This is a genomic window from Microvirga aerilata, from assembly GCF_016743775.1.
Taxonomy (GTDB): Bacteria; Pseudomonadota; Alphaproteobacteria; order Rhizobiales; family Beijerinckiaceae; genus Microvirga; species Microvirga aerilata.
Map to the genome: position 1 here is coordinate 12,531 of NZ_JAEQMY010000049.1, position 24,934 is coordinate 37,464.

Genomic DNA, 24,934 nt, shown 5'->3' on the forward strand with positions numbered 1-24,934 from the left:
CGAAAGGAGCCCTTTTTGCATCGGGCGGTCGAGAACCTCTCAGTCGCCGTGCCGCCGGCTGTAGCCGTTGCGCGGCGGCGATGTCCAACCTCGAGGCGGCGCCTCAGGCCGGTAGATCTCCACGAGCAGGGGATGGCAGGCGGCCACATCGCTCGAATGCTCGGCGCTGCAATCGCCCCCCGGACAGGCGGACAGGCCGCCAAGCAGATCGATCTCGGCAAAGAACTCCAGAAAGTCCCCCGGCCTGACCGGGCTTGCCTTCATGAAATACTGCCCCGTGTCGCGGGTGAAGCCGGTGCACATGAAGACGTTGAGCACATCGTGCACCGCCAGCTCCGCAATCTCTTTTGGCAGGCCTGCTCCGCCTGCCAGAGCGCGGGTCAGGTTCGAGTGGCAGCAATGGTGGTATTCGTGGCCTGAGAGAAGTTTGTGCGTGTAGGGATCGCAGCGTGTGCCGATCACGTCATGGACTGAGCCGCCATATTCGTCGAAGCCATACCAGTCGAGGGTATCGTGGGTGATCGTCGCCATCGGCCGCAGATAAGGCAGGCATGACCAGAGCTGGTCTCCGGTGGACAGGTGCGTGCCGTGCAGGGCCCTGGTCTTGCCGGAGAAGAAGCGCTCGTCGAGATCGTCAGCCGCCCAGAGGTTGAGGTCGCCCACCTGCGGCCCCTCGATGCTGACGATGCGAAAGAAGCAGCCGGCCGGCACATGGAACGAGCGCGCGTCGCGCGGCGGCACGACAACCTCGTCCACCTTCTGCCAGCCGTCGCGAGCAGCCTGGTAGGCCGCAAGGTCCGGTCGCGGCAGCGTATCGACCGGGTAGCAGATGACGGGAGCGATCCGCCTGCGGGCATCCGCATCGGCGGGAGCCGCCACTTCGTTCAACGCTTGTTTCATGCATCTCTCCAGCAATGGGCTTCAAACCCTTATAGGCAAGGAGATTGCCGGGAGCGAGCCGCAAGGATGCATGGCGGCTGACCGGAAATGAACGGTCCCGGCCTGAAAAACCTTTTTGCTTGAGCTCCCTATGGTCTCGTATTCTATGGCCCGATCACGAGGACAGCCTGATGAAAGACGCGAACGCCACCCGCTCCCTGGAGGCCTACCCGAGCCGGACCTCCGCCGACATCCGCTACTCGGATCTGGACCGGCAGGGTCACGTCAACAATGCGGTGTTCGCAACCTTCTCGGAGGTGGGCCGGGTGGCCTTCATGTACGATCCGGCCAGGCCGCTCGCGTCCGAGGGCAGAAGCTTCGTCATCGCAAGGCTGCTGATCGACTTCCGGGCGGAGCTTTTCTGGCCCGGCACGGTCGAGATCGGCACGGGCGTCGTGCGTGTGGGGCGCAGCTCGTTCACCCTGGCACAGGGCATGTTCAGCGACGGGCGTCTTGTGGCGACCACGGAGGCCACCATCGTCATGGTGGACAAGGAGACGCGCCGCTCCACGCCCTTGCCGCCCGTGACCTTGGACATTCTGCAGAGCCTGATGCTGGCCGACGCATCCCGGGAATGACGAGGCCTCAATGAAAAAGCCCCGCAGCGTTGGCTGCAGGGCCTTTGAAAACACCGGATCGGTGAACTCCCGGCGCTAGGCCATGCCGAGCGCCTGCATGTAGAGCTCGAGGATGGCCTCCTCTTCCTGGCGCTCGGCATAGTCGCGCTTGCGCAGGGAGATGATCTTGCGAAGAACCTTGGTGTCGAAGCCGTTGCCCTTGGCCTCGGCATAAACGTCCTTGATGTCGCCCGCGATGCCGGCCTTTTCCTCCTCGAGGCGCTCGATGCGCTCGATGAAGGCCTTCAGCTGGTCGGCTGCGACGGATTCGGTGTTGAAAGCTGCGTCATCCATGAATGGAGCCCCTAAGTGATGGCATTGGTACCAGTGTTATGGTCATTTGGTTGAAGCCGCTTTAAAGCGCGGGCTTCGATTTTTCGAAATTCTCGATCTGCGACGGGGTGGCCTCGCCCTGGTGGCGCTGCTTCCACTCCTCATAGGGCATGCCATAGACGTATGTGCGGCTCTCCTCCTTGGAGAGGGCGACGCCGCGCTCGCCTGCCGCATCCTGGAGCCAGTTGGACAGGCAATTCCGGCAGAAGCCGGCCAGGTTCATGAGGTCGATGTTCTGGACGTCCGTCCGCTCGCGCAGGTGCTCCAGGAGCCTGCGGAAGGCAGCGGCTTCCAGTTCGGTTCGGGTTTGCTCGTCGATGCCCTTCATGGCCTTCTCCTCAATGCTGGCGCAGATGATCCCGGGTGCGCGTGCCCAGAAGCTTAGGGGTCCGAAGCTCCGGCCGGCCTGCCAGAGGCTTGAGAAGGCGGGCAAAGCGCTCGGCCCACTCCTCCGCTCCCGCGTCCGAGGCGATCAGGTCCTGGCGGATCTCGATGAGCGCGTTGGCAAGCCCCCGGATCGTGGCGTGGCGGTCAACGGTGTCGCCGGCCAATGCACCGTCGTAAGGCTCGTTGTCGCCCACCACGAGCCCCTCCTCGGCCTCCAGCCCCGCGAGAAGGGGCTTGGCGAACCGGTCGTCCGCATCCCACAAGATCCCCACATGCCAGGGACGCGGCCAGCCGCGCCATACGGGGGTGAAGCTGTGCACCGTCACGATGACGGGCGGATGGCCCGCCGCCATGGCCCTGTGGATCGCCGTCGCAATGGCCTCGTCGTAGGGGTCGTAGAAGCGGGCTATGCGCCGCTGCACCTCGGCTTCGTCCGTCTTGGCATTGCCCGGCACCACCGCGCCGTCGGACAGGCGCATGACGAGAGTCGGGTCGTCCCGTCCCCGGTTCGGATCGATGATCAGGCGCGAGAACCGGGTCAGAATCGCGGGAGCACCGAGGCGGCGCGCGAGCGAGCGCGTCACAGCGGCGGCTCCGATGTCGTAGGCGATGTGGCGCTGGAACTCAGTCTCCGGCAGACCCAGGTCGCCAAGATCCGGCGGCACCGCGTTGGAGGCGTGATCGCACAGGATCAGGACACCGGATTCCAGAGATCCTTCGATGATTTCGACAGGACAGGGCTCGGGAGAAGGATCGGCGAGCTTGAGCGCAGCGGAAGCGGACATGAGGGACAAAAGGGGTTATGGAGCGGTGGATTGTATGGTTGAAGGGAAGCCATAGCCTGCCCGACCACCCCTGACAACGCGACCATGCGCGCAACACTCTTTCACGGCGATCCATGTCCTCCACCTCTACCCCGGCCCGCCTCGACACGGGCTTTGCCCCGGCTTTCGCAGCCCTCTGCCTCGGCGCGGTCGCCATGGGCATCTCCCCGATCTTCGTGCGCTTCGCATCCGCCGACATGGGCACGACGCCTGCCGATGTGGGACCTTTCGCCAGCGCCTTCTGGCGCGTGTCGCTCTGCCTGCCCCTGCTCTATGCCTGGATGCGGATCGAGGAGCGGAGAGCGCCCGCCGATGCCCCGAGGGTCCGTTTCTCCAAGGCCAGCATCGTAGGAGGCATCGTCTTTGCCGGAGACCTGTTCTTCTGGCACCTGGCCATCCTCAACACGACGGTCGCCAACGCCACCTTCTTTGCCACCCTGGCCCCGCTTTTCGTCGTGCTCGTGGTCTGGCTCCTGCTCCGGCAGCAGGTCTCGCGGGGAACCTTTATCGGCCTTGCTCTTTGCCTTCTGGGTGGAGCGGCCCTGATCGGCCAGAGCCTTCAGGCGGATCCCGCCCGGATCGAAGGGGACCTGTACGGGGTCGCCACCGCGTTCTTCTTCGGCATGTATTTCCTGGCTGCCAGCCGGGCACGGAAAACCGCAGGTGCCGCGCGCGTCACGTTCGAGGCGGGCCTGATCACCTCCGCCATTCTTCTGGTCGTGGCGCTTGCCTTCGACACGCGGGTGATCCCGCAGACGGCGCAGGGAATCGCGGCGCTGCTTGCCATGTCGTATATCAGCCATGCGGGCGGCCAGGGGCTGCTCGCGATCGCCCTAGGCCGTTTGCCTGCGGTCTTCTCGTCCCTGGTGATCTTCCTGGAGGCGATTGCGGCGGCCGTGTTCGGCTGGGCCATCCTGGGCGAGGAGCTGACCCTGATCCAGAGCCTGGGCGGCGCCTTGATCCTGTTCGGCATCTGGGCCGCACGCCCCAAAGCGGAAGCGACGCTCGGATGATGCCCCGAGCCCTCTTCGTTCAGGGAGTGAGGGCAGGCTGATTGCAGCCCGGCCTGCAAATTCTGCAGCATCGGCGTTGTAAGGTCTTGCTCCGGCGCCGCTTCTGGCCGACAACGATTCGACATAGTTCTCACAGCATTGTGCGATTTCATTCCTTTCGATTCGATCAAACCAGCATCCATGAAGGCCCCCATCCTCACATCGGCGTCTCGCTGGCCGCGAAGCCTTGCGCTCGCAGCCTTTTTCTTCAGCGGGTGCCTTCTGGCGGCGTCTCCTGCGCGGGCGGACCTGCGCCTGTGCAACATGACGTCGAGCCGGGTCGGCATCGCCCTCGGCTACCGCGACGCTCAAGGCTGGGTGACGGAAGGCTGGTGGAATCTCACCGCCCGCGGCTGCGAGACCCTGCTCAAGGGTCAGCTCGGCGGCCGCTTCTACTACATCTATGCCATCGATTACGACCGGGGCGGGGAGTGGAGCGGACGCTCCTTCATGTGCACCCGGGAGCGCGAATTCACGATTCGCGGAACGGAAGATTGCCTCGCCAGGGGCTTTGATCGCAGCGGCTTCTTCGAAGTCGACACCGGTGAACAGAAGAGCTGGACGATCCAGCTCACAGAAACGAACCGCCCAGGGGGGCCATGACGATGAGACGCGCACGGCGCACGAAGATCCTTGCAACACTGGGGCCGGCTTCCGAGAACCCGGAGATGATCGCCAAGCTCTTTGAGGCGGGCGTCGACGTGTTTCGCCTCAACATGAGCCATCTGCCCCGCGAGCGCCTGAAGGAGCGGGTCGAGATGATCCGCTCCGTTGAAGCCAGGTTCAAGCGTCCCATCGCCATTCTGGCCGATCTTCAAGGGCCCAAGCTGCGCGTAGGCGCCTTCGAGGGCGACAGCGCCATGCTCGAGCCGGGCCAGAGCTTCACGCTCGATGCCGACAAGGCGCCCGGCACCAAGAACCGTGTGCATCTGCCGCATCCCGAAATCCTGTCCTCGCTCGAGCCCGGCCACACGGTGCTGATCGACGACGGCAAGCTGCGGCTTCGCGTGAAAAGCGTGAAGCAGGGCTCGGCCACCACCTCGGTCGAGGTCGCGGGCAAGATTTCCAACCGCAAGGGCGTGAGCCTGCCCGATACCACGATCCCCGTCGCCGCCATGACCGACAAGGACCGCTCGGACCTCGAAGCGGCGCTCGATGCCGGCGTGGACTGGATCGCGCTCTCCTTCGTGCAGCGTCCCGAGGACGTGGCCGAGGTGAAGAAGGTCGCCCGCGGCCGCGCGCTCGTCATGTCCAAGCTCGAGAAGCCGCAAGCCATCACCCGCCTCGACGAGATCATGGAGATCTCCGACGCGGTCATGGTCGCCCGCGGCGATCTCGGCGTGGAAATGCCGCTGGAAAAGGTGCCCGGCATCCAGAAGCGAATCATCCGCGCCGCCCGCCGCCTCGGCAAGCCCGTGGTGGTGGCAACCCAGATGCTGGAATCGATGATCACCTCGCCGGTGCCGACCCGCGCGGAGGTGTCCGACGTGGCGACGGCCGTCTATGACGGCGCGGACGCGGTGATGCTTTCGGCCGAGAGCGCCTCAGGCGAGTACCCGGTGGACGCGGTGGCGACCATGAGCCGGATCGCCGAGGAGGTGGAGCAGGACCAGAACTACTGGTCGATCATGCGCACCCTGAACGCGGAGCCGGAAGCCACAGGCTCGGACGCCATCGCGGCGGCCTCTCACCAGATTGCCGACACGCTCAACATCAAGACGGTGGCCGCCTGGACCTTCTCGGGCTCCACCGCCTTCCGCATCGCCCGCGAACGGCCGAACTCCACGGTGCTGGCGCTCACCCCCAGCCAGAACACGGCCCGTCGCCTTGCGTTGGTCTGGGGCGTGCATCCGATCCGCACCAAGGACGCCAGCGACATCGACGATATGGCGTTCCGCGCCTGCAAGTTCGCCCTGCGCGAGGAGTATTCGCGGATCGGCGACCGGGTGATCGTCGTGGCCGGCATGCCCTTCGGCACCCCGGGCGCCACGAACATGGTGCGCATCGCGTTCGTCAATCAGGAACACGCCGCCCAGGCTTAAGGAACCCCCACCCTGGCCGGCGCGATCCGTTCGGCCAGGGTCTCGATGGCGGACACCACCGCCTTGCCGTCGGCGTATTGCGGCATGTGGCCGATGCCCCGCATCAGGATCAGTTGCGCCCCCGGCACCTCGCGCACGAAGGAAACGCTGTGGAGATCGGTCCAGACGATCTCGTCGCTGTCGCCGGCGATCACCAGCACAGGCAGGCGGATCTCCCGATAACGGGCGCGCTGCCGCAGGACCGCATCGTACATGACGGCGAAGTCCTCCATGTTCACCTCATAGGCCCTGGGCCGGAAGGCCAGGGGGATGAAACCCTTTCTGACGATGCCGGGTGGCGGCTGCTGCGGACGGAAGGTCTTTCGCTTCATCCAGATGCGGAACATCAGAAGGATCGGCACCGCAACGGTGCGCATCATCAGCCAGCCCGCCTTGGATGCAATGAAGCGTCTGAACCATCCGATATAGCCCCCGGGCCACGGCGAGGTGATGCCGGAAAGCACGACGATGGCTCCCGCCACATCCGTGTGATCGAGGGCAAAATGCGGCACGACGGTTCCGGACCAGGAATGCCCCACCACCACGGCGTTTCGAACCTCCAACCGGCGCAAGGCGGCAGCCACGAGGGCAGCCTGTCGGGCTGGCTCAGCCTCGCTCAAACCGCGCTTGCGCTCGCTCCAGCCGTGGCCGGGACGGTCGAAGGCGATCACCCGGTAATGCTGCGAGAGCGGAAGGCCGAGGCCCAGCATGGATTCGGCAAGGTTTGAGGAAGCGCCGTGCAGGATCACGATGGTGCCGCGCGCCGCACCGTGGGCAGGGCCCTCGTCACGGTAATGCAGCCTGCCCCCCTCGACCTCGATGAAGCGGCCGGTGGGCGGAAACCGTCGCTCGATGGTCCAGGCGTAAAGATACGAGAAGGCTGCCCCCAGGGCGAGGAGCAGGAAAGGCGCGATCAGAGCAAGGAGCAGGGTCATCCCTGCAACGTGGATCAGAGGTCCTGCCCGTCAACCTCGGGGCTGAGACGCGTCACGATGGTTTTCACATCCTCCATCTGAGGATTGATCTTGAGCACCCGCCGATAGGCTTCCAAAGCCCGGCCTTTGTCGTCGGACGCCATGAACACATGGCCGAGACCGGTCCAGGCGTTGAAGTGGCGCGGCTCGATCTTCAAGGCGCGGTGAAGATCGGCCATGGCGCCCACGGGATCGTCGAGCTGGTAGAAGACGGTGGCGCGCTTGTACCAGGCCTCCGCCCAGTTGGGCTGAATGGTCAGAACGCGGTCGATCAGCTCGATGGCGAGGGGAAAGTCCTTCTTCGCATAGGCTTCGGCAGCCCGGCTCAGGAGAAGATCGGCCGTATCGGAGCCGGAGCGGGAGAAGCGCCGCTCGATCAGGGACGCGATGCCCTTGGCCTCCTGCTCGGACTGAGCCTTGCCGAGACGCTCGAACAGCTCGTCAAGGCTGGAGGCGCGCGGCGGGCTCGGCGTGGCGGGCTGGGGCTGCTCCTTCTGGCTCTTGGGACGCGCAGGCTCCTGCGCCTCCAGCGGGAGGGCCACCAAGCTCAGCGATAAGGTCAGTGCAGACGCGAAAAAGCGCATGCCGGGATTTTAGGGTCCCGGCATGCGCGGTCAATTCATAAAAGCGTGTGCGGCGTTGCCGCAGCCTAAACCCTAAAGGGTCGCATCGTTTATCGTAGGGGACCGGTGCCGGCCTCCCACGCGATGCCTTAGCCCTGACGGGCCTTGTAGCGCTTCTGGGTCTTGTTGATGATGTAGACCCGACCCTTGCGACGAACCAGCTGGTTGTCGCGATGGCGGCCGCGGATCGACTTCAACGAGTTACGGATCTTCATATCCGGTCTCCTGCGGCCCTTCGGGAAGGCCGGAAAAAGAAAATGGTGGGCGCGGCTGGGATCGAACCAGCGACCCCTACGATGTCAACGTAGTGCTCTCCCGCTGAGCTACGCGCCCGGGAAACGGTGATGTTTGACGTCCCGCTTCGGCTGTGGGGGCGATATACCCACAAGCGGGCGCGGGCGCAAGCCTTGGGCCAAGCCTTTTTTAAGGGCCGGGCCTTTTTTAGGCGGCCATCATTTTATCGACTTCGGTCACCAGGTCGCGCAGGTGGAACGGCTTCGACAGGACCTTCGCGTCGCGCGGGGCCTGGGAGTCGGGGTTGAGCGCGACGGCGGCAAAGCCGGTGATGAACATGACCTTGATGTCCGGATCGAGCTCGGTGGCCTTGCGGGCCAGCTCGATGCCATCCATCTCGGGCATGACGATGTCCGTCAGGAGAAGCTCGAAAGGCTCCTCCCGCAGGCGGTTGTAGGCGGAAAGGCCATTGTCGAACGAGGCCACGTCGTAGCCTGCGTTCTCCAGCGCCTTCACGAGAAAGCGCCGCATATCGTTGTCGTCTTCTGCGAGAAGGATCTTCATCGGTTGCCAGCCCCGAATCGTGGCGAATGGGTTCAAGCCTTCATGACGCATCGGGGTAAACAAGCCGTGAAAGAAGGCCGCAGTCCCACTACGATATTGTCATGGACAGCTGGCGATGCTGCCGTACACTAGCCTGAACACCTTGGATTTCCCCAAAGATAGCCAGTTTCCTGATGCGGCCAGCCATCGTTGATGAGTTCGACCCTCCCTTCACCGTCACCGAACCTTCGGGGCAGACGATTCCGTTCGTCTTCAACGCACCGCACGCGGGAGCCATCTATCCGGCCTCGTTCCTGGCCGCGTCCCGGCTCGACCCCATGGCCCTGCGCCGGTCGGAGGATGCCTTCGTCGACGAGCTCTTCGCCCCGGCGATCGGTCTCGGCGCACCGCTGATGACCGCACGCTTCCCGCGCGCCTATCTCGATCTCAACCGGGAACCCTACGAGCTCGACTCCCGCATGTTCGACGGCCGCCTGCCGCCCTTCGCCAATACCCGCTCCATGCGGGTGGCCGGCGGCCTCGGCACGATTCCGCGCATCGTGGCCGACGGGCAGGAGATCTACCGCTCCCGCCTTCACGTGGACGAGGCCCTGCACCGGATCGAATGGCTCTATAAGCCCTATCATCGGACATTACGCCAACTGGTGCGCCGCACGGCCCAGCTTTTCGGCCACGCCATCCTGATCGACTGTCATTCCATGCCCTCCTCGAGCGTCAGCCGCGAGGACGGGGCCAAGGCGGACATCGTCCTGGGCGACCGGTACGGGACGAGCTGCGCCAGCATCCTGATCGAACTGGTGGAAGCGGCTCTGAGGGGGCGGGGCTATACGGTGGTGCGCAACAAGCCTTATGCGGGCGGCTTCATCACCGAGCACTACGGCGAGCCGGCTCTAGGCCGGCATGCCCTGCAGATCGAAATCAACCGTGCGCTCTACATGGACGAGCGCAGCATGCAGAAGAAAGCGGCCTTCGCGGTCCTGCGGGAAGACCTGATCCAAGCCTTCGCCCAGGTGATTTCTGACCTGGAAGGCGAACTGACCACCCGGCCCATCGCGGCGGAATGATCGCCCTGCCCACAGCACAACGTGCTGCCCCCGGCAATCCGCTCATGGAAGAAAGAGTGCAGGACGGATCCCAAAAGTGCATCGCACTTTAGGTTCTATGCTCGAGCAGCCCCCAAAAAGAAAAAAGGCCACTCTTGCGAGCGGCCCGAAGTTTAGGGAGGAAACGCCCAAGAAGGGCTACGATAAGGCGACGCCAATCGCCGTATCGCACTGCAATAATTGCGCCGCAGCGCACAAATTGCAATATGAAATTTCGCCTTCGGTCATGCTTTCGATGCATGCCTGCTCGGATGCGGATCGATGGCTCGGCTGTAGAACGTCAGGCTGAGCAGCAGCCAGCCGGCAAGAGCCGCGAAGACGAGGCGGTAACCCTCGGGCTTGTACACGCCCAGCCCGGATCGTCCGACCAGATCGATCAGAAGACCGGTGATGCTCTGGGACAGGAATGCCCCGCCCATGGTGCCGATATTCATGAGCGTGATCCCCCTGCCCGTCAGCTCGGAGGGGAACAGCGACTTGCCATGGCTGGTCAGGATCGGCGTATAGGCGACGAAGAGGCCGAACGGGATGAACCAGAAGGCTGCCCAGGTTCGGTCGAGGGGCGCGAAGATCAGGACGCCGAGAAGCAGGATGGTCACTGTGCTTCCGATGAGAACAGGCTTCTTGTAGCTGCCCCAGAAGCGGTCCATCGCGCCCCAAAGCAGCATGCCGCAGATCTGCGCTGTCGCTCCCAAGAGGAGGATCCGGCCTCTCGTGGCCAGGTCAGGGCCATGCACGTCCGACAGCCACGGCCCTCCCCAGAGGCCGACGACGGAGGCAAAACACCCATAAGTTGTCAGGTGCATGAAGAAGACAGGCCAGAAGGACGGCACCTTGAGAGCGGCAGCGACGCCCCGGAAAGCAGCGGCCCAGCTCTCCTTGGGTTTGGCCGAACCGGAGTCCTTGGGCACGATCCAGACGACGACGAAGGCGATGACGACCGTCAGAGCCGCGACGGCGAGAAACGAGGCCCGCCATCCGAAGACGGCAACCGAAGCGGCCAGAGGCGCGGTCGCGGCCAGGGTCCCTGTATTGGCTAGGCCCATCTGCAGGCTGGTGAGCGCGGCGAACCGCTCCGGCGGGAAGCGCCGGGCATAGATCACGAGCGGGGCCATGAAGAAGGTGGAGCAGCCAAGCCCCATGAGGGCGCGCGCGGCGATGAGCCAGGAGGCCGACGGTGCCAGCGCAAACAGCACCGTGCCGGCAACAGTCAACACCGAGGTCGCCAGCATCGTCCGCTTCGGCCCGTAGCGATCGATCAGGATGCCGATGGGGATCTGCACCGCCGCGAAGGCAAGGAAGAAGGCGCTGGAGAGAAGCCCCGTCTGGGTTGCCGACAGGTCGAGCTCCCGGGCGAGGTCATTGGCGATGACGCCGATGGAGTTTCGGAGAAACTGGCTGATCGCATAGATCGCCACCAGCGCGGCGACCAGGAACAGGGCCGTCTCGGAACGGGTTTGGCCAAGCTTGGGCGCAGAATTCATGAGCTCGGTTTCCTTGAGACGCCACTGCTCACTTGCCGCGCGCCAAGCGCTTGATAAAAGCTGATCGCAAGCGGGCCAAGGCCGCCCGCACTATTCTTTGAGGGGATTCGCGCGCATGGGGCTCATCGACTTCACGCATTTCGTCAACGAGCTTGCGACCCGGTCCGGCCAGGCGATCCTGCCCTTCTTCCGGACGGCCATTGCGACGGAGGACAAATCCCGCGGCGGCGCCTTCGATCCGGTGACCGAAGCGGACCGGGCGAGCGAAGCGACCATGCGTCACCTCATCAAGCGCAGCTTTCCCACCCACGGCATCATCGGCGAGGAATTCGGCGCCGAGCGCGCGGACGCGGACTACGTCTGGGTGCTCGACCCCATCGACGGCACGAGGGCGTTCATTGCCGGGCTTCCCACCTGGGGCACCTTGATCGGCCTCACCTACAAGGGCCGGCCGGTCTTCGGCATGATGCACCAGCCGTTTACCGGCGAGCGCTTCTTCGGCGACACCGGCAGCGCGACCTATCGGGGACCGGGCGGCGAGCGCAAGCTGAGGACGCGCCGCTGCGCCTCGCTCAAGGAGGCCATCATCTCCACGACGAGCCCGAAGCTCTTCGCGGGCGACGAGCTGCGCGCCTATGACCGGGTGGAGAGCGTGGCGCGCCTCGCCCGTTACGGCTGCGATTGCTACGCCTATTGCATGCTCGCCGCAGGTCACATCGACCTCGTGGTCGAGTCGGGCCTAAAGCCTTACGACATCGCGGCCCTGATCCCGATCATCGAGGGCGCGGGCGGGGTCGTCACCTCCTGGGACGGCGGCTCCGCCGCCGAGGGCGGGCGCATCGTCGCCGCGGGCGACCGCAGGGTCCACGCCGCCGCCGTCGAGCTTCTCAGCCGATAGGCCAACCTCCGCGAGTTCCCGCTCGGCAGGCTCCTTCCTGGCAGACTCCTTCCCGGCAGGCTCCTTCTTGGCAGGAGCCCCTTTGCCCGGCGCGACCGGATCGGGGGTGCCGGGAATGAATGCATCGAAGGCGGCCCAGAACTGCTCCCGGATCACGTCCCGCTCCATCAGGATCTCGTGCCGGGCGCCCGGAATGACGATGACGCGGCCTGCCTTGAGGCGCGAGGCGAAGCGCTCCGTGGCGGGCGTCGCGCAGACGGGATCGGCGCCTGCGGCGACGATCAGGGTCGGCAGCCGGATCTTGACCGAGTAACGGGGATCGGCAAAGCGCTTCATGAAGCGAAAGGCGCTGTCCATCCAGGCCACCGTCGGGGCTCCGATCGCGCCGGCTCCCATGGCATGAGCCGCCTCGGCGTTGCGGGCATAACGGACTGGGTCGCCCGTGAGGCGGTTGCCCTTGAACGGCATGGTGGAGATCGACGTCTCGCCGCCGCCCGGCACGAACATCGATCCCATCCCTAAGAACCGCAAGGCTCGCGCCAGAAAGGCGGAAGAACGCGTGCGCTTGACGATGCAAAGCGCGATCATGGGCGTCGTGGTCACGAGGCGGCGGAAGGGCAGCCAGGTCTCATAGGCCGCGTTCAGCGCAATGGCGCCGCCCATGGAGTGGGCAAGGCCGAAATGAGGCTCGGGCATGTGGGGCAGGAGGATCTGATCGCGGATCGCCTCCAGATCGTGCCGGAAATCCGAGAAGCGGCGGACATGGCCCTTGCGGGGGTTCTTCACCTGCCTGCCCGAGAGCCCCTGCCCCCGCCAGTCGAAGGCCACCACGGCAAAGCCCCGGTCGAGCAGCTCGCCCACCACCTCGAAATACTTCTCGATGAACTCCGCCCTGCCCTGCAGGATGCAGACGGTGCCCTGGGGCTCCTCGGTTTCCGGCATCCAGGTGGCCGCGCGCAGCGGGATGCCGTCGCGGGTGGTCACGCTCACGAGGGTCGGCTCGCCAGGCACGGGGTTGTCGGGGGAGGTGATGAATTCCACGGCAGGTTCCAGATCGAACGTTCGAGCCCTGTTATAGGGCATTTCCCTTACGGAAAACGAGCCTCTTGACGGCAAACGCATCTATTCCCACATCAGGATCGTGCCGGCCATGACGGCGGCACGACAGCCCGGACCCAGCCTGTGACAGGTGGGTCCTTATCTGCATGTCGCTTCAAGCGGAGGATATGCCATGCGACAGTACGATCTTGCTCCCCTGTACCGCAACACGGTCGGCTTCGACCGTCTCTTCTCGATGCTCGACCAGCTCGTCAGCGTCGATGCGGCCCCCAGCTACCCGCCCTACAACATCGAGCGCACCGGCGAGAATGCCTACCGCATCTCGATCGCGGTTGCCGGCTTTACCGACCGGGACCTGACCATCGAGGTCAAGGAGAACACCCTTTCCGTACGCGGCGAGCGCAAGCCCTCCGAGGAGCGGAAGGTCGACGTTCTTCACCAGGGCATCGCGGCGCGCAGCTTCGACCGGCGCTTCCAGCTGGCCGACGGCGTGCAGGTGGTGGGCGCTGCCCTCGAGAACGGCCTGCTCCATCTGGACCTCGTGCGCGAGATCCCGGAGGCCAAGAAGCCGAAGCTCATCCCGATTTCCTCGAACGGTGCTCAGGCCATCGAAGCCCAGAAGGCTGCTTGAGCCGTAAGGCCGCCTGTTCACGAGGCCCAAACGAAGAGCGCCCCGGTTGATCCGGGGCGCTTTTTTGTTTTGAAACCTGGTCCTTGGTATCCCGCCGGGGCTGGTTGGGCCCCGTTGGTCAACGGTCTCTTGAGGGGATCAATCGCCGCAGATTGCGGCAGGGTTAGGGCAATCACTCCGCGGCCTGCCTGGATACCTCCGAAGAGGCAATCTCCAGCAGCCTGCGGACGTCCTCCTCTCGGGTCGCCCAGGATGTCACGAGGCGGATGAGAGCCTCGTCCGCTCCCACCCGCTCGGATTCCGGCAGGCTGATCTCGGTCCACGAGTTGTACAGGATGCCGGCCGCCTTCAGGGCCCGGTCCAGGGCCTGCGGGATGATCGGGAACACCTCGTTGGCCTGGGTCGGCCAGCCCAGGCGCACGCCCGACAGCCCGGAGAGGCCCTCCGAGAGAAGCTTTGCCATGCGGTTGGCGTGGCGGGCATTCTCAAGCCAATGGTCGTCCGCGAAATAGCCTTCGAACTGCGCCGCGATGAGGCGTCCCTTGGAGATGATCTGCCCCGCCCGCTTGGACCGGTAGTCGAGCGCCTCCGCAAGGTCCGGCCGGAACACCACGATGGCCTCGGCCATCAGGCCGCCGTTCTTCGTGGCGCCGAAGGAAAGAATGTCGACGCCCCTCTTCCAGGTCATCTCGGCCGGGGTGCAGCCGAGCGCCACGAGCGCATTGACGAACCGGGCGCCGTCCATGTGGAAGGACAGCCCGTGCTCGCGGCAGACGGCTCCCAGGGCCGCGATCTCGTCCAAGGCGTACACCATGCCGCACTCGGTCACCTGGGAGACGGACAAGGCTTTCGGGGGCATCTGCTTGACCGCCTTGGGCAAGCCCTGGAGATAGGCGGCGACTTCATCGCTTTTCAGCTTGGCGCCCATTCCCGGCAACCCGGCAAGCTTGGCTCCGTGCATGAAGAATTCGGGCGCGCCGCACTCGTCGTCGATGATGTGGGCCTCCTGGTGGCAGACGCACAGGCCGTAGGGCGGCACCGCCGAGGAAAGAGCGAGCGCATTGGCCGCTGTCCCGGTCGTGACGAAGAAGACGGACACCTCACGCTCGAAGATCTCGTTGAAGCGCGCCTTGACCCGCTTGGAGATTTCGTCGTTGCTGTAGGCTGCCATCGCGCCGGCATTGGCCTGCATGATAGCCTGGAGAACGGGAGCGCTGGCTCCCACGATGTTGTCGCTGGCAAAGTTCATGGATGGCTTCCTAGAGCATCGAACACGCCAAGGGAACAGCCTTTCAGGCATGGCTCCGATGCGCCGGCATGAAGGTTGGCCGGACGCCCACGCGCACCCGACAACATGTCAAGATCATTGACCCATCGGTGGAGACTTTCGTTCCAGAGGGCCGAAATGCTGCTTTTGTTACATTCGGAGACTCCGGCTTGTAACTTTTGTCTAAAATATTTCTAAAGCCTCTTGTGCGCTGCACCGATCTCTGGCACTTTGGCTGCATTAGGACAGCGATACTGTCCCTTTTAGGGTGCCTGCACCCTTCTTGTGCCCCTGAGGTTTTCTTGATGCTTCGCCTGACGCGAACGAAACGAGATACCACGAAAGCCGCCCGCAAACCGTGGGCGGGACGGGCGACTCTGGGCTGAATTCTACAGCCCAAAGGATGCCCGCGAGGAGCGGGCTCCCCTGCCGGACCCAACCCTCGACAACCCTAAGAAGCGGCGGGCACCCGGGCGATCCGATCATCCGGCGGGCCTAAAAGCCGCCTCAAAGAACAGCGCATCGTGCGGACCCGAAGGGCCGCGTCCGCGAAATGCGGATCCGGTTTTCCGCGCCGGACGATGCGCACGCTGGAAACGGAGCATCGGGCCCAAAAGTGGTGTCCCCCTTCGGGGCCCGATGCTTCAGAAGATGTGTTCGGATGTGAGGATCTGCCATGAGCGACGTGCCGACCAAGAGCCTGGAAACCCAAGTGCCAAGCCGCACGGCCAACGCAGCGGATACGATCAAACTCGTGCGCGATCCGGGCTTGCCCGCCGCTCAGGGCCTCTACGATCCAAACAACGAGCAGGACTCCTGCGGCGTCGGCTTCATCGCCGACATGAAGAACCGCAAGACCCATGACATCGTCGAGCAGGGTCTCGCCATCCTCAAGAACCTCGACCATCGCGGCGCGGTAGGGGCGGACCCGAAGATGGGCGACGGCTGCGGCATCCTGGTTCAGATCCCGCACAAGTTCTTCGCCGCCGAATGCGCCAAGGTCGGCATCTGGCTGCCCGAGGAGGGCCAGTACGGCGCCGGCCACCTGTTCATGCCCCGCGACCCGGAAGGGTTCAAGCTCGTTGAGGAGATCGTCACCAAGGCGATCGCGGACGAGGGCCTGCAGCTTCTCGGCTGGCGCGACGTGCCGGTGGATTCCAGCGACCTCGGCGAAAGCGTGAAGGCCACCGAGCCCCAGCATCGGCAGATCTTCGTCGGCAAAGGCAAGAGCCTCGGCAGAACCTCGGGCATGGACGATGCCGAAACCTTCGAGCGCCGCCTGTTCCTCGCCCGCAAGGTCATCTCCAACGCCGTCTACGACATGAAGGACCCGCGCACCGCGGGTTACTACCCGGTCAGCCTGTCCTCGCGCACCATCGTCTATAAGGGCATGGTTCTGGTGAGCCAGCTCAGGGACTACTACCTCGACCTGCAGGACGAGCGCTTCGAGAGCGCCATCGCCCTGGTGCACCAGCGCTTCGCCACCAACACCTTCCCGACTTGGCAGCTCGCGCATCCCTACCGGATGGTCGCCCATAACGGCGAGATCAACACCCTGCGCGGCAACGTGAACTGGATGGCGGCCCGCCAGGCTTCCGTCGATTCCGAGCTCTTCGGCAACGACATCTCGAAGATCTGGCCGATCTCCTACGAGGGCCAGTCCGACACAGCGTGCTTCGACAACGCCCTCGAATTCCTGGTGCGCGGCGGCTATTCCTTGTCGCATGCCATGATGATGCTGATCCCGGAAGCCTGGGCCGGCAACCCGCTCATGAACGACGACCGGCGCGCCTTCTACGAATATCATGCGGCCCTTATGGAGCCGTGGGACGGCCCTGCCGCCGTGTGCTTCACCGACGGCAAGCAGATCGGCGCGACGCTGGACCGCAACGGCCTGCGTCCCGCGCGCTATCTGGTGACCGATGACGGCCTCGTGGTGCTCGCCTCCGAGATGGGCGTGCTGCCGATCCCGGAGGAGAAGATCGTCGAGAAGTGGCGTCTGCAGCCGGGCAAGATGCTCCTCATCGATCTTGAGGAAGGCCGCATCGTCTCCGACGACGAGATCAAGCAGCAGCTCTCCAACGCTCATCCCTACAAGGAGTGGCTCAAGCGCACCCAGATCGTGCTGGAGGACCTCAAGCCCGTGCAGGCGCGGGAGTCCCGCACGGACGTGTCGCTGCTGGACCGCCAGCAGGCCTTCGGCTACACGGCGGAAGACCTCAAGCTCCTGATGCAGCCCATGGCCGTCACGGGCCAGGAGGCCGTCGGCTCCATGGGGTCGGACACGCCGATCTCGGCGCTCTCCGACAAGGCCAAGCTGCTCTACACCTATTTCAAGCAGAACTTCGCCCAGGTGACGAACCCGCCGATCGACCCGATCCGCGAGGAACTCGTCATGAGCCTGGTGTCGTTCATCGGCCCGCGCCCGAACATCCTCGACCTCGAGGGCACCTCGCGCCGCAAGCGCCTGGAAGTGCGCCAGCCGATCCTCACCAACGCCGACCTGGAGAAGATCCGCTGCATCGGCCATTTCGAGGACCGCTTCGATACCAAGACCCTCGACATCACCTATGATGCGGAGCTCGGTGCAGCCGCCCTCGACGGTGCCCTCGACCGCCTCTGCGACCGCGCGGAAGCAGCAGTCCACGGGGGCTACAACATCATCATCCTGTCCGACCGCATGGTCGGCCCGGACCGCATCCCGATCCCGGCGCTTCTCGCGACAGCCGCCGTGCACAACTACCTCATCCGCAAGGGGCTTCGCACCTCGGTCGGCCTCGTGGTCGAGAGCGGCGAGCCGCGCGAGATCCACCACTTTGCGTGTCTTGCCGGCTACGGCGCGGAAGCGATCAATCCCTATCTTGCCTTCGACACCATCGCGGCCATGCGCGAGGCCGGCGAGCTGCCGGAAGAGGTGGATGCGGACGAGGCGATCAAGCGCTACATCAAGTCCATCGGCAAGGGCCTGCTCAAGGTCATGTCCAAGATGGGCATCTCCACCTACCAGTCCTATTGTGGCGCGCAGATCTTCGATGCCATCGGCCTGAAGTCCGACTTCGTGGCCCGCGACTTCTTCGGCACGGCGACCACCATTGAAGGCATCGGCATGGACGAGGTGGCGGAGGAGAATGTGCGCCGCCACCGCGACGCCTTCGGCGACTCCCCGATCTACCGCACGGCGCTCGATGTGGGTGGCGAATACGCCTATCGCCAGCGCGGCGAGGTGCACGCCTGGAACCCTGATACGGTCGCAACGCTCCAGCATGCGGTGCGCCTCAACGCGCAGGACCGCTACCGCGAATATGCCCGCTTGGTGAACGAGCAGGACACCGAGCTGAAGACCATCCGCGGCCTCTTCCGCATCAAGCCCGCCGAGGAGGCCGGCCGCGCGCCTGTCTCCTTGAGCGAAGTGGAGCCGGCTCAGGAGATCGTGAAGCGCTTCTCAACGGGCGCCATGTCCTTCGGGTCGATCTCGAAGGAAGCGCACGAGACCTTGGCGCTCGCCATGAACGCCATCGGCGGCAAGTCCAACACCGGCGAGGGCGGCGAGGAGCCGGAGCGCTTCCGTCCGCTGGCGAACGGCATGTCCAAGCGTTCCGCCATCAAGCAGGTGGCCTCCGGCCGCTTCGGCGTGACGACGGAATATCTCGTCAATGCCGACATGATGCAGATCAAGGTTGCGCAAGGCGCCAAGCCCGGCGAGGGCGGACAGCTGCCCGGCCACAAGGTCGATGCCAAGATCGCCCGCGTGCGCCACTCGACCCCCGGCGTCGGCCTCATCTCGCCGCCGCCGCATCACGACATCTACTCCATCGAGGATCTGGCGCAGCTGATCTTCGACCTGAAGAACGTGAACCCCTCGGCCGACGTGTCGGTGAAGCTGGTTGCGGAAGTGGGCGTCGGCACGGTAGCGGCCGGTGTCGCCAAGGCCCGCGCCGATCACATCACGATTTCCGGGTTCGAAGGCGGCACGGGTGCGTCCCCGCTGACCTCGCTCAAGCATGCGGGCTCGCCCTGGGAGATCGGCCTTGCCGAAACCCAGCAGACCCTGGTGCTCAACCGCCTGCGCGGCCGCGTGGCCCTTCAGGCCGATGGCGGTCTGCGCACCGGCCGCGACGTGATCATCGCGGCGCTGCTGGGCGCCGACGAGTTCGGCTTCTCCACCGCGCCGCTCATTGCTGCGGGCTGCATCATGATGCGCAAGTGCCATCTGAACACCTGCCCCGTTGGCGTCGCCACGCAGGACCCGGTGCTGCGCAAGCGCTTCAAGGGCCTGCCCGAGCATGTGATCAACTACTTCTTCTTTGTCGCCCAGGAAGTGCGCGAACTGATGGCCGAGATGGGCTTTACCACCATCGACGAGATGATCGGCCAGTCCGATCTGCTCGACAAGAATGCTGCCATCGATCACTGGAAGGCGAAGGGCCTCGACTTCACCAAGCTCTTCCACAAGCCCAATGCGGGCCCGAACGTGGCGATCCGTCACCTGGAGCGGCAGGTTCACCCCATTGTCGACGTACTCGACCGCCAGTTCATCGCGCAGGCGGGTCCCGCCCTGGGGAACGGCGAGACGGTGACCATCGAATCGACGGTGCGCAGCTCCGACCGCACGGTGGGCGCCATGCTGTCCGGCGAAGTCGCCAAGCGCTACGGCCACGAGGGCCTTCCCGACGACACGATCACCGTGAAGCTGAAAGGCACGGCGGGCCAGAGCTTCGGCGCGTGGCTTGCGGCCGGCGTGACGCTCAACCTCGAGGGCGAGGCCAACGATTATGTCGGCAAGGGCCTGTCGGGCGGCAAGATCATCATCAGCCCCTCGACCCGGTCCAAGGCGCGCCCTGAGAACTCCATCGTCGTCGGCAACACGGTGATGTACGGCGCGATCGCGGGCGAAGCCTATTTCCGCGGCGTGGCGGGCGAGCGCTTCGCCGTGCGCAACTCGGGCGCCATCGCGGTGGTCGAGGGCACGGGCGATCACGGCTGCGAATACATGACCGGCGGCCTCGTGGTGGTGCTCGGCCAGACCGGCCGCAACTTCGCGGCGGGCATGTCCGGCGGCATCGCCTATGTGCTCGACGAGGACGGAACGTTCACCAAGCGCTGCAACCTGTCCATGGTCGATCTCGAACCCGTCGAGGAGGAGGAGGACCTGATGCGCCGCCTCCACCATCACGGCGGCGACCTGGAGACCAAGGGCCGCATCGACATCATGGCCAACATGTCTGGCCCCGATGAGGAGCGCCTGATGCAGCTCATCACCAACCACCACACCTATACGGGCTCGACCCGCGCCAAGGAGATCCTCGACAACTGGACCACCTATCGCACGAAGTTCGTGAAGGTCATGCCGGTCGAGTATCGCCGCGCGCTCCAGGAGATGGATCGTCTCCGGAACCTGCAGGCTGCGGAATAAGGATTGAAGGGGCAAACCCATGGGCAAGGTCACAGGCTTTCTCGAATACGACCGGCAGGAGCAGAAGTATCAGCTCGCCGGTGAGCGCGTGCGCCACTTCCGCGAGTTCACGCTGCCGCTCGACACCAACGATCTGCGCAAGCAGGCGGGGCGCTGCATGGATTGCGGCATCCCCTTCTGCCACGGGCCGACGGGCTGCCCGGTGCACAACCAGATCCCCGACTGGAACGATCTGGTATGGTCCAACGATTGGGAGGAGGCTGCGCGCAACCTCCACACCACCAACAACTTCCCCGAGTTCACGGGCCGCATCTGCCCGGCGCCCTGCGAGGAAGCCTGCACGCTCAACCTCGAGAACCAGCCGGTCACCATCAAGACCATCGAACAGGCCATCGCCGACAAGGCCTGGGAGATGGGCTTCGTGAAGCCGGAGCCTGCGGATGTCCAGACCGGCAAGCGCGTGGCCGTCATCGGCTCGGGTCCTGCCGGCATGGCAGCCGCCCAGCAGCTCGCCCGCGTGGGCCATGAGGTGCACGTGTTCGAGCGCCAGGCCAAGCCCGGCGGCCTGCTGCGCTACGGCATCCCGGACTTCAAGATGGAGAAGTACCACATCGACCGGCGCGTGAAGCAGATGGAGGCCGAAGGCGTGGTCTTCCATTGCGGCGTGAACATCGGCGTCGACAAGAGCTTCGCGTCCCTCCACAACGAGTTCGACGCGGTGCTGTTTGCCGGCGGTGCGGAGGATCCGCGCAACCCGAACCTGCCGGGTCAGGAGCTGGCGGGCGTCTTCTACGCGATGCCGTATCTCACCCAGTCCAACCAGCGCGTGGGCGGCGAGGACGTGACCGCCGAGCCGATCCTGGCTGCGGGCAAGCATGTGGTGGTGATCGGCGGCGGCGACACGGCCTCCGACTGCGTCGGCACCGCCTTCCGCCAGGGCGCGCTCTCTGTCACCCAGCTCGACATTCGCCCCAAGCCCCCTGAGCGGGAAGACAAGCTGACGGTTTGGCCCTATTGGCCGACCAAGATGCGCACCTCCTCATCCCAGGCGGAAGGCGCGGAGCGCGAATTCCAGGCGGCGACTCTCGGCATCGAGGGCAAGAAGGGCCGCGTGACCGGCGTGCAATGCGCCCGCGTGGACGACAGGCGCCAGCCCATTCCAGGCAGCGAGTTCATCCTCAGGGCCGACCTGGTCTTCATCGCCATCGGCTTCGCCGGCTCGGTGAAGGAAGGTCTTCTGGATCAGTCCGGCGTCACCATGGACCGGCGCGGCAACGTGGTGGCCGACGACAAGAGCTACAGGACGTCGAGCGACAAGGTGTTCGTGGCGGGCGACATGCGCCGCGGCCAGTCGCTGGTGGTCTGGGCAATCCGCGAGGGCCGTCAGGCCGCCCGCTCCATCGACATCTTCCTGACGGGCTCCAGCACCCTGCCGGTCTAACCATCGGCTATCAATCAAAAGCGGCGGTCCATTCACCCGATGGGCCGCCGCTTTTTTATGGCGTTAGGTTTTCTTAGGTGCGCGGCCAGCGAAAATCGTCCGCTCGCCCGGGCCGTGCGCTTGGCGGGACTCCCGTCCGCAGGGCGCGCTGCACGGGATAGGCATGGTCGCCGCTGAGCTTTGGAGGCGCCGATACCAGCGTGCCGCCCGGTGCCACATCCTGGCGGGTGAGCGGCAGAACCGGTCCGACCAGCGGCTTGCTGGGGAGGGACACCGGTGCGGCAGCATCCGGCGGAGCAGGGATCGCGGCTTCGACCGACGGGACGGCTGTTCCCTCGGCGGGGGCCGTCTCCCCCGGATTGGGGGCGGCCGCCGTTGCCGTTCCGGCCTCCCCCGTGCCCAGGAGCCGCTTGATCTCCGTATCGGCGAAGAAGGCGAGCTTCCGGGCGCCGGCTTTGGTGAAGAACACACCTTCGTTGGTTCGCAGCTTCGCCGGCTCGCCGTCCACATCCGGACCTATGGCCGTGTAGCGGTTTTCCTCGTCGACGAAGCCCGGCCAGACATCCACATAGACTCCGCCGTTGCGCTGAACGCTGTCCTTGTAGATCTCGTTCATGGCGAGCAGATCCTCGGAGATCTTGCTGGCTTTCATGGGCGGCAGGCCGATCCAGACCACCGGGAGCTTGCGCTCCTTGAAGGTGCCCATGATCGCATCGACCCGCTGGCGGTAAAGGTCCTTCCACCGGTCGGACAGGGGCTCGACGCTGTCTTCGCCGTCCTTGATCGACTGCCGGTCGTTCGTTCCCAGCATAACGACGGCCACACTGGCCTTCTGGCCCCCGTCGAGGGCCGCCTTGATGAAACTGGGCCAATCGGCCGGATCGGTGCGGGCGAGGCTCGCATCTCCCCTGATCTTGGGAACGACCGCCACGTCCTGGTTCTCGGCAAAGTGGGCGTCGAGCCCTTGGCGCGCATAGCCCGCCAGGGCATCCCCGAACACGACCACATGGGTGGCGGGATCGACCTTAGGCTTCTCCTGCCGCGCGACGGCGGCCGGCGGCGGAGCGGGCTTGCGGGGCCGTGCCACCGGCTTGCGGGCCGGCACCGACGGCTCCTCCCGGGCTCCGAAGAAGCGGCGGAGGGTGAAGCCCTGCTGAGGCTGCGCCGGCTGGACCAGCTTTCCGGGATAGTAGCCGGGAGGATAGGCCCGGGGATCTCCCCGATAAGCGGGCTGCGGCTGCTGATAGTAGTAGCCGGCCTGGGCCAGTGCCGCGGAGCCGCTGCCCGCTGCGAGAAGCAGGGCCAGGGCAAGGCGGCGAAGGGTCGGGGCCATCGTCATCGGCAGGTTCCATCTTGTTCCGGGCCAGCCTTGTTATAGACCCTCTTAGGAACTCCGTCAGCGGGTTGCGCGCAATTCGCGCAAGACTGCAACATCGGCATAGCCATCGGGGGTCAAGCCGCGCCTGAGCTGGAAGTTCCGCACGGCCTCCCGGGTCTTGGACCCCAGCTTGCCGTCCGCATTGCCCTCGTAGAAGCCGAGGCCGGCAAGGCGCTCCTGCAGCTCCTGGCGCTGATCCTTGTCCAGCATGGGCTGGTCCTTGGGCCAGGCTCCCTGGATCGGCAGTCCCCCGAAGAGGCGGTCGCCGAGATGGGCGACGCCCATGGCGTAGGCATCCGAGGAGTTGTAGGTTTTGATCACGTCGTAATTGGCCGTGACCAGGAAGGCGGGTCCGCCCGCTCCGCCCGGCAGGAACAGGGAGGCCTCGCCCGAGCGCGGAAGGGCCTTTCCGTCCGCCCGGCGCAGGCCGAGCGCCTGCCACTGGACAAAACCCTGCTTCAGGTGCCGGAAATCGAAGCCCTTCGGCAGCATGACCTCATAGCCCCAGGGCAGCCCCGGCTGCCAGCCCTGCTGGCGCAGGTAGTTGGCCGTGGACGCCATGGCGTCCGGCACCGAGGACCAGATGTCGCGCACGCCGTCCCGGTTGCCGTCCACGGCGAATTTCATGAAGCTCGAGGGCATGAACTGGGTCTGGCCCATGGCGCCGGCCCAGGAGCCCAGCATCCTGGAGCGGTCCACATGCTCCTCTTCCAGGATCTGAAGGGCGGTGAGCAGCTCTTCCTTGAAGAAGTCGCCCCGGTAGCCCGTATAGGCGAGCGTCGCGAGGGCCCGGACCGCATAGATCGAGCCGGTGAAGCTGCCGTAATTGGTCTCCATGCCCCAGACGCCGAGCACCACGGAGCGCGGAACCCCGTAGGCTTTCTCGACCGCCGCGAGGGTCTGGGACCATTCGGCCGCCACCTCCTGGCCGCGCTTGAGGCGCTGGGCCGAGATGGCGCCGTTGATGTAGTCCCAGATCGGCCGCACGAACTCGGACTGCTTCTTGGTCAGAGCGATGATCTTGGCATCCGGCTCAACGCCCCGGAATGCTTCCTCGAAGGTCGCTCGCGAGACGCCGCGCGCCTTGGCGGCGGGCCAGAGGCCCTGCACGAAACGCTCGAAGCCGGCTTGCGACGCCTCCTGCGCCTGGATCGGCGGAGCACCAAGCGTCACTCCGGCGGTGAGGCTCAGACCGAGAAGGAGTGCGCCGGAAAGGCGGCGCACCAGGGAAAGCGGCTGGTGCATGGAAGTCGCTCACAAAACAGGACAGATCTGTCCTGCCATTGCGACACTACGCAGGTTAACAGCCGGTTGACAGCTAGCCTTATAGGTAGGGTCCTATGCGGCTTTTCGCCCCGCCAGGGTCTGCTCCCAGCGCAGGGCCTGCTCGACGATTCTCTCAAGGTTGTCGTGCTGGGGCTCCCATCCCAGGCTGCGGATCTTGTCGACCTTTGCCACGAGCTGAGCCGGATCGCCCGCCCGCCGGGGGCTCAGGCGAACCTCGAAATCGACGCCCGACATCTTCTTGACCACCTCGACGACCTCCAGAACCGACGCGCCGTGGCCGTAGCCGCAGTTCATGATCGTGCAGTCGCCTCCGTTGCGCAGGTGGTCCAAGGCGACCAGATGGGC

At 65.2% G+C, this 24,934-nt stretch carries 21 protein-coding genes, 1 tRNA gene and 2 pseudogenes; 9 read left to right on the top strand and 15 right to left on the bottom strand.

Annotated elements, in window-relative coordinates:
- Window positions 1-39: 39 nt before the first annotated feature.
- Window positions 40-900 (bottom strand): urea carboxylase-associated family protein, encoded by an 861-nt coding sequence (locus JKG68_RS22520; protein ID WP_202063595.1) that lies wholly within the window; start codon window positions 898-900, stop codon window positions 40-42.
- Between the two features lie 170 nt (window positions 901-1,070).
- On the opposite strand from JKG68_RS22520, the gene JKG68_RS22525 reads away from it, so the two are divergent.
- Complete coding sequence (locus JKG68_RS22525; RefSeq protein WP_202063596.1) at window positions 1,071-1,517, top strand: acyl-CoA thioesterase; 447 nt, start codon at window positions 1,071-1,073, stop codon at window positions 1,515-1,517.
- 75 nt (window positions 1,518-1,592) lie between these two features.
- On the opposite strand, the gene JKG68_RS22530 is transcribed toward JKG68_RS22525, so the two are convergent.
- The 3 genes from JKG68_RS22530 to JKG68_RS22540 form a co-directional block, all read right to left on the bottom strand.
- Complete coding sequence (locus JKG68_RS22530; protein ID WP_036355032.1) at window positions 1,593-1,850, bottom strand: DUF2312 domain-containing protein; 258 nt, start codon at window positions 1,848-1,850, stop codon at window positions 1,593-1,595.
- Between the two features lie 61 nt (window positions 1,851-1,911).
- Window positions 1,912-2,217 (bottom strand): DUF1244 domain-containing protein, encoded by a 306-nt coding sequence (locus JKG68_RS22535; protein WP_202063597.1) that lies wholly within the window; start codon window positions 2,215-2,217, stop codon window positions 1,912-1,914.
- Between the two features lie 10 nt (window positions 2,218-2,227).
- Window positions 2,228-3,061, bottom strand: a complete 834-nt coding sequence (locus JKG68_RS22540) for an N-formylglutamate amidohydrolase (RefSeq protein ID WP_202063598.1) — start codon at window positions 3,059-3,061, stop codon at window positions 2,228-2,230.
- Between the two features lie 113 nt (window positions 3,062-3,174).
- Between JKG68_RS22540 and JKG68_RS22545 the strand changes: the two genes are divergently transcribed.
- The 3 genes from JKG68_RS22545 (at window position 3,175) to pyk (ending at window position 6,194) form a co-directional block, all read left to right on the top strand.
- Window positions 3,175-4,113, top strand: coding sequence for a DMT family transporter (locus JKG68_RS22545; RefSeq protein ID WP_202063599.1), 939 nt, complete (start codon window positions 3,175-3,177; stop codon window positions 4,111-4,113).
- Between the two features lie 180 nt (window positions 4,114-4,293).
- Window positions 4,294-4,755, top strand: coding sequence for a DUF1036 domain-containing protein (locus JKG68_RS22550; RefSeq protein WP_202063600.1), 462 nt, complete (start codon window positions 4,294-4,296; stop codon window positions 4,753-4,755).
- Window positions 4,756-4,757: 2 nt separating this feature from the next.
- Entirely contained in the window at window positions 4,758-6,194 is a 1,437-nt protein-coding gene (gene pyk, locus JKG68_RS22555; RefSeq protein WP_202063614.1) for a pyruvate kinase, read from the top strand.
- Here the strand turns inward: pyk and JKG68_RS22560 are convergent.
- The 5 genes from JKG68_RS22560 to cpdR all read right to left on the bottom strand — a co-directional run bounded on the left by JKG68_RS22560 (window position 6,191) and on the right by cpdR (window position 8,628).
- Entirely contained in the window at window positions 6,191-7,168 is a 978-nt protein-coding gene (locus tag JKG68_RS22560; RefSeq protein ID WP_202063601.1) for an alpha/beta fold hydrolase, read from the bottom strand. The genes pyk and JKG68_RS22560 overlap by 4 nt on opposite strands.
- 14 nt (window positions 7,169-7,182) lie before the next feature.
- Window positions 7,183-7,749, bottom strand: coding sequence for a tetratricopeptide repeat protein (locus tag JKG68_RS22565; protein ID WP_312890919.1), 567 nt, complete (start codon window positions 7,747-7,749; stop codon window positions 7,183-7,185).
- Between the two features lie 170 nt (window positions 7,750-7,919).
- Entirely contained in the window at window positions 7,920-8,045 is a 126-nt protein-coding gene (gene ykgO / locus JKG68_RS22570) for a type B 50S ribosomal protein L36 (protein WP_009763379.1), read from the bottom strand.
- A 43-nt stretch (window positions 8,046-8,088) separates the two neighbouring features.
- A tRNA-Val gene (locus tag JKG68_RS22575) sits at window positions 8,089-8,163 on the bottom strand.
- Between the two features lie 108 nt (window positions 8,164-8,271).
- Window positions 8,272-8,628, bottom strand: a complete 357-nt coding sequence (cpdR, locus tag JKG68_RS22580; RefSeq protein ID WP_036355105.1) for a cell cycle two-component system response regulator CpdR — start codon at window positions 8,626-8,628, stop codon at window positions 8,272-8,274.
- A 173-nt stretch (window positions 8,629-8,801) separates the two neighbouring features.
- On the opposite strand from cpdR, the gene JKG68_RS22585 reads away from it, so the two are divergent.
- Window positions 8,802-9,692 (top strand): N-formylglutamate amidohydrolase, encoded by an 891-nt coding sequence (locus JKG68_RS22585; protein ID WP_202063603.1) that lies wholly within the window; start codon window positions 8,802-8,804, stop codon window positions 9,690-9,692.
- A gap of 263 nt (window positions 9,693-9,955) precedes the next feature.
- Here JKG68_RS22585 and JKG68_RS22590 read toward each other — a convergent pair whose 3' ends face one another.
- Complete coding sequence (locus JKG68_RS22590) at window positions 9,956-11,215, bottom strand: MFS transporter (protein ID WP_202063604.1); 1,260 nt, start codon at window positions 11,213-11,215, stop codon at window positions 9,956-9,958.
- Window positions 11,216-11,330: 115 nt separating this feature from the next.
- On the opposite strand from JKG68_RS22590, the gene hisN reads away from it, so the two are divergent.
- Window positions 11,331-12,113, top strand: coding sequence for a histidinol-phosphatase (hisN, locus tag JKG68_RS33645; RefSeq protein ID WP_246515740.1), 783 nt, complete (start codon window positions 11,331-11,333; stop codon window positions 12,111-12,113).
- Between the two features lie 72 nt (window positions 12,114-12,185).
- Here the strand turns inward: hisN and JKG68_RS22595 are convergent.
- Window positions 12,186-13,196 (bottom strand): annotated as a pseudogene (locus JKG68_RS22595) (alpha/beta fold hydrolase); the annotation flags it as partial.
- A gap of 148 nt (window positions 13,197-13,344) precedes the next feature.
- Between JKG68_RS22595 and JKG68_RS22600 the strand changes: the two are divergent.
- On the top strand, window positions 13,345-13,803 hold the full coding sequence (locus JKG68_RS22600; protein ID WP_202063606.1) for an Hsp20 family protein: 459 nt from the start codon (window positions 13,345-13,347) through the stop codon (window positions 13,801-13,803).
- Window positions 13,804-13,975: 172 nt separating this feature from the next.
- Here the strand turns inward: JKG68_RS22600 and JKG68_RS22605 are convergent, their stop codons facing one another.
- The gene (locus JKG68_RS22605) at window positions 13,976-15,052 is read right to left on the bottom strand and encodes a threonine aldolase family protein (RefSeq protein ID WP_202063607.1); all 1,077 of its coding nucleotides are present in this window, start codon (window positions 15,050-15,052) and stop codon (window positions 13,976-13,978) included.
- A gap of 694 nt (window positions 15,053-15,746) precedes the next feature.
- Between JKG68_RS22605 and gltB the strand changes: the two genes are divergently transcribed.
- Both gltB and JKG68_RS22615 read left to right on the top strand, forming a co-directional pair.
- Window positions 15,747-20,483 (top strand): glutamate synthase large subunit, encoded by a 4,737-nt coding sequence (gene gltB, locus JKG68_RS22610; protein WP_202063608.1) that lies wholly within the window; start codon window positions 15,747-15,749, stop codon window positions 20,481-20,483.
- Window positions 20,484-20,502: 19 nt separating this feature from the next.
- A complete protein-coding gene (locus tag JKG68_RS22615) occupies window positions 20,503-21,924 on the top strand; it encodes a glutamate synthase subunit beta (protein ID WP_202063609.1) in 1,422 nt (473 codons plus the stop codon).
- A 73-nt stretch (window positions 21,925-21,997) separates the two neighbouring features.
- On the opposite strand, the gene JKG68_RS22620 is transcribed toward JKG68_RS22615, so the two are convergent.
- The 3 genes and pseudogenes from JKG68_RS22620 to JKG68_RS22630 all read right to left on the bottom strand — a co-directional run.
- A complete protein-coding gene (locus JKG68_RS22620) occupies window positions 21,998-23,263 on the bottom strand; it encodes an SGNH/GDSL hydrolase family protein (RefSeq protein WP_202063610.1) in 1,266 nt (421 codons plus the stop codon).
- 57 nt (window positions 23,264-23,320) lie between these two features.
- Window positions 23,321-24,547 (bottom strand): lytic murein transglycosylase, encoded by a 1,227-nt coding sequence (locus JKG68_RS22625; protein ID WP_202063611.1) that lies wholly within the window; start codon window positions 24,545-24,547, stop codon window positions 23,321-23,323.
- A 93-nt stretch (window positions 24,548-24,640) separates the two neighbouring features.
- Window positions 24,641-24,934, bottom strand: a pseudogene (locus JKG68_RS22630) (UDP-glucose 4-epimerase GalE); the annotation flags it as partial.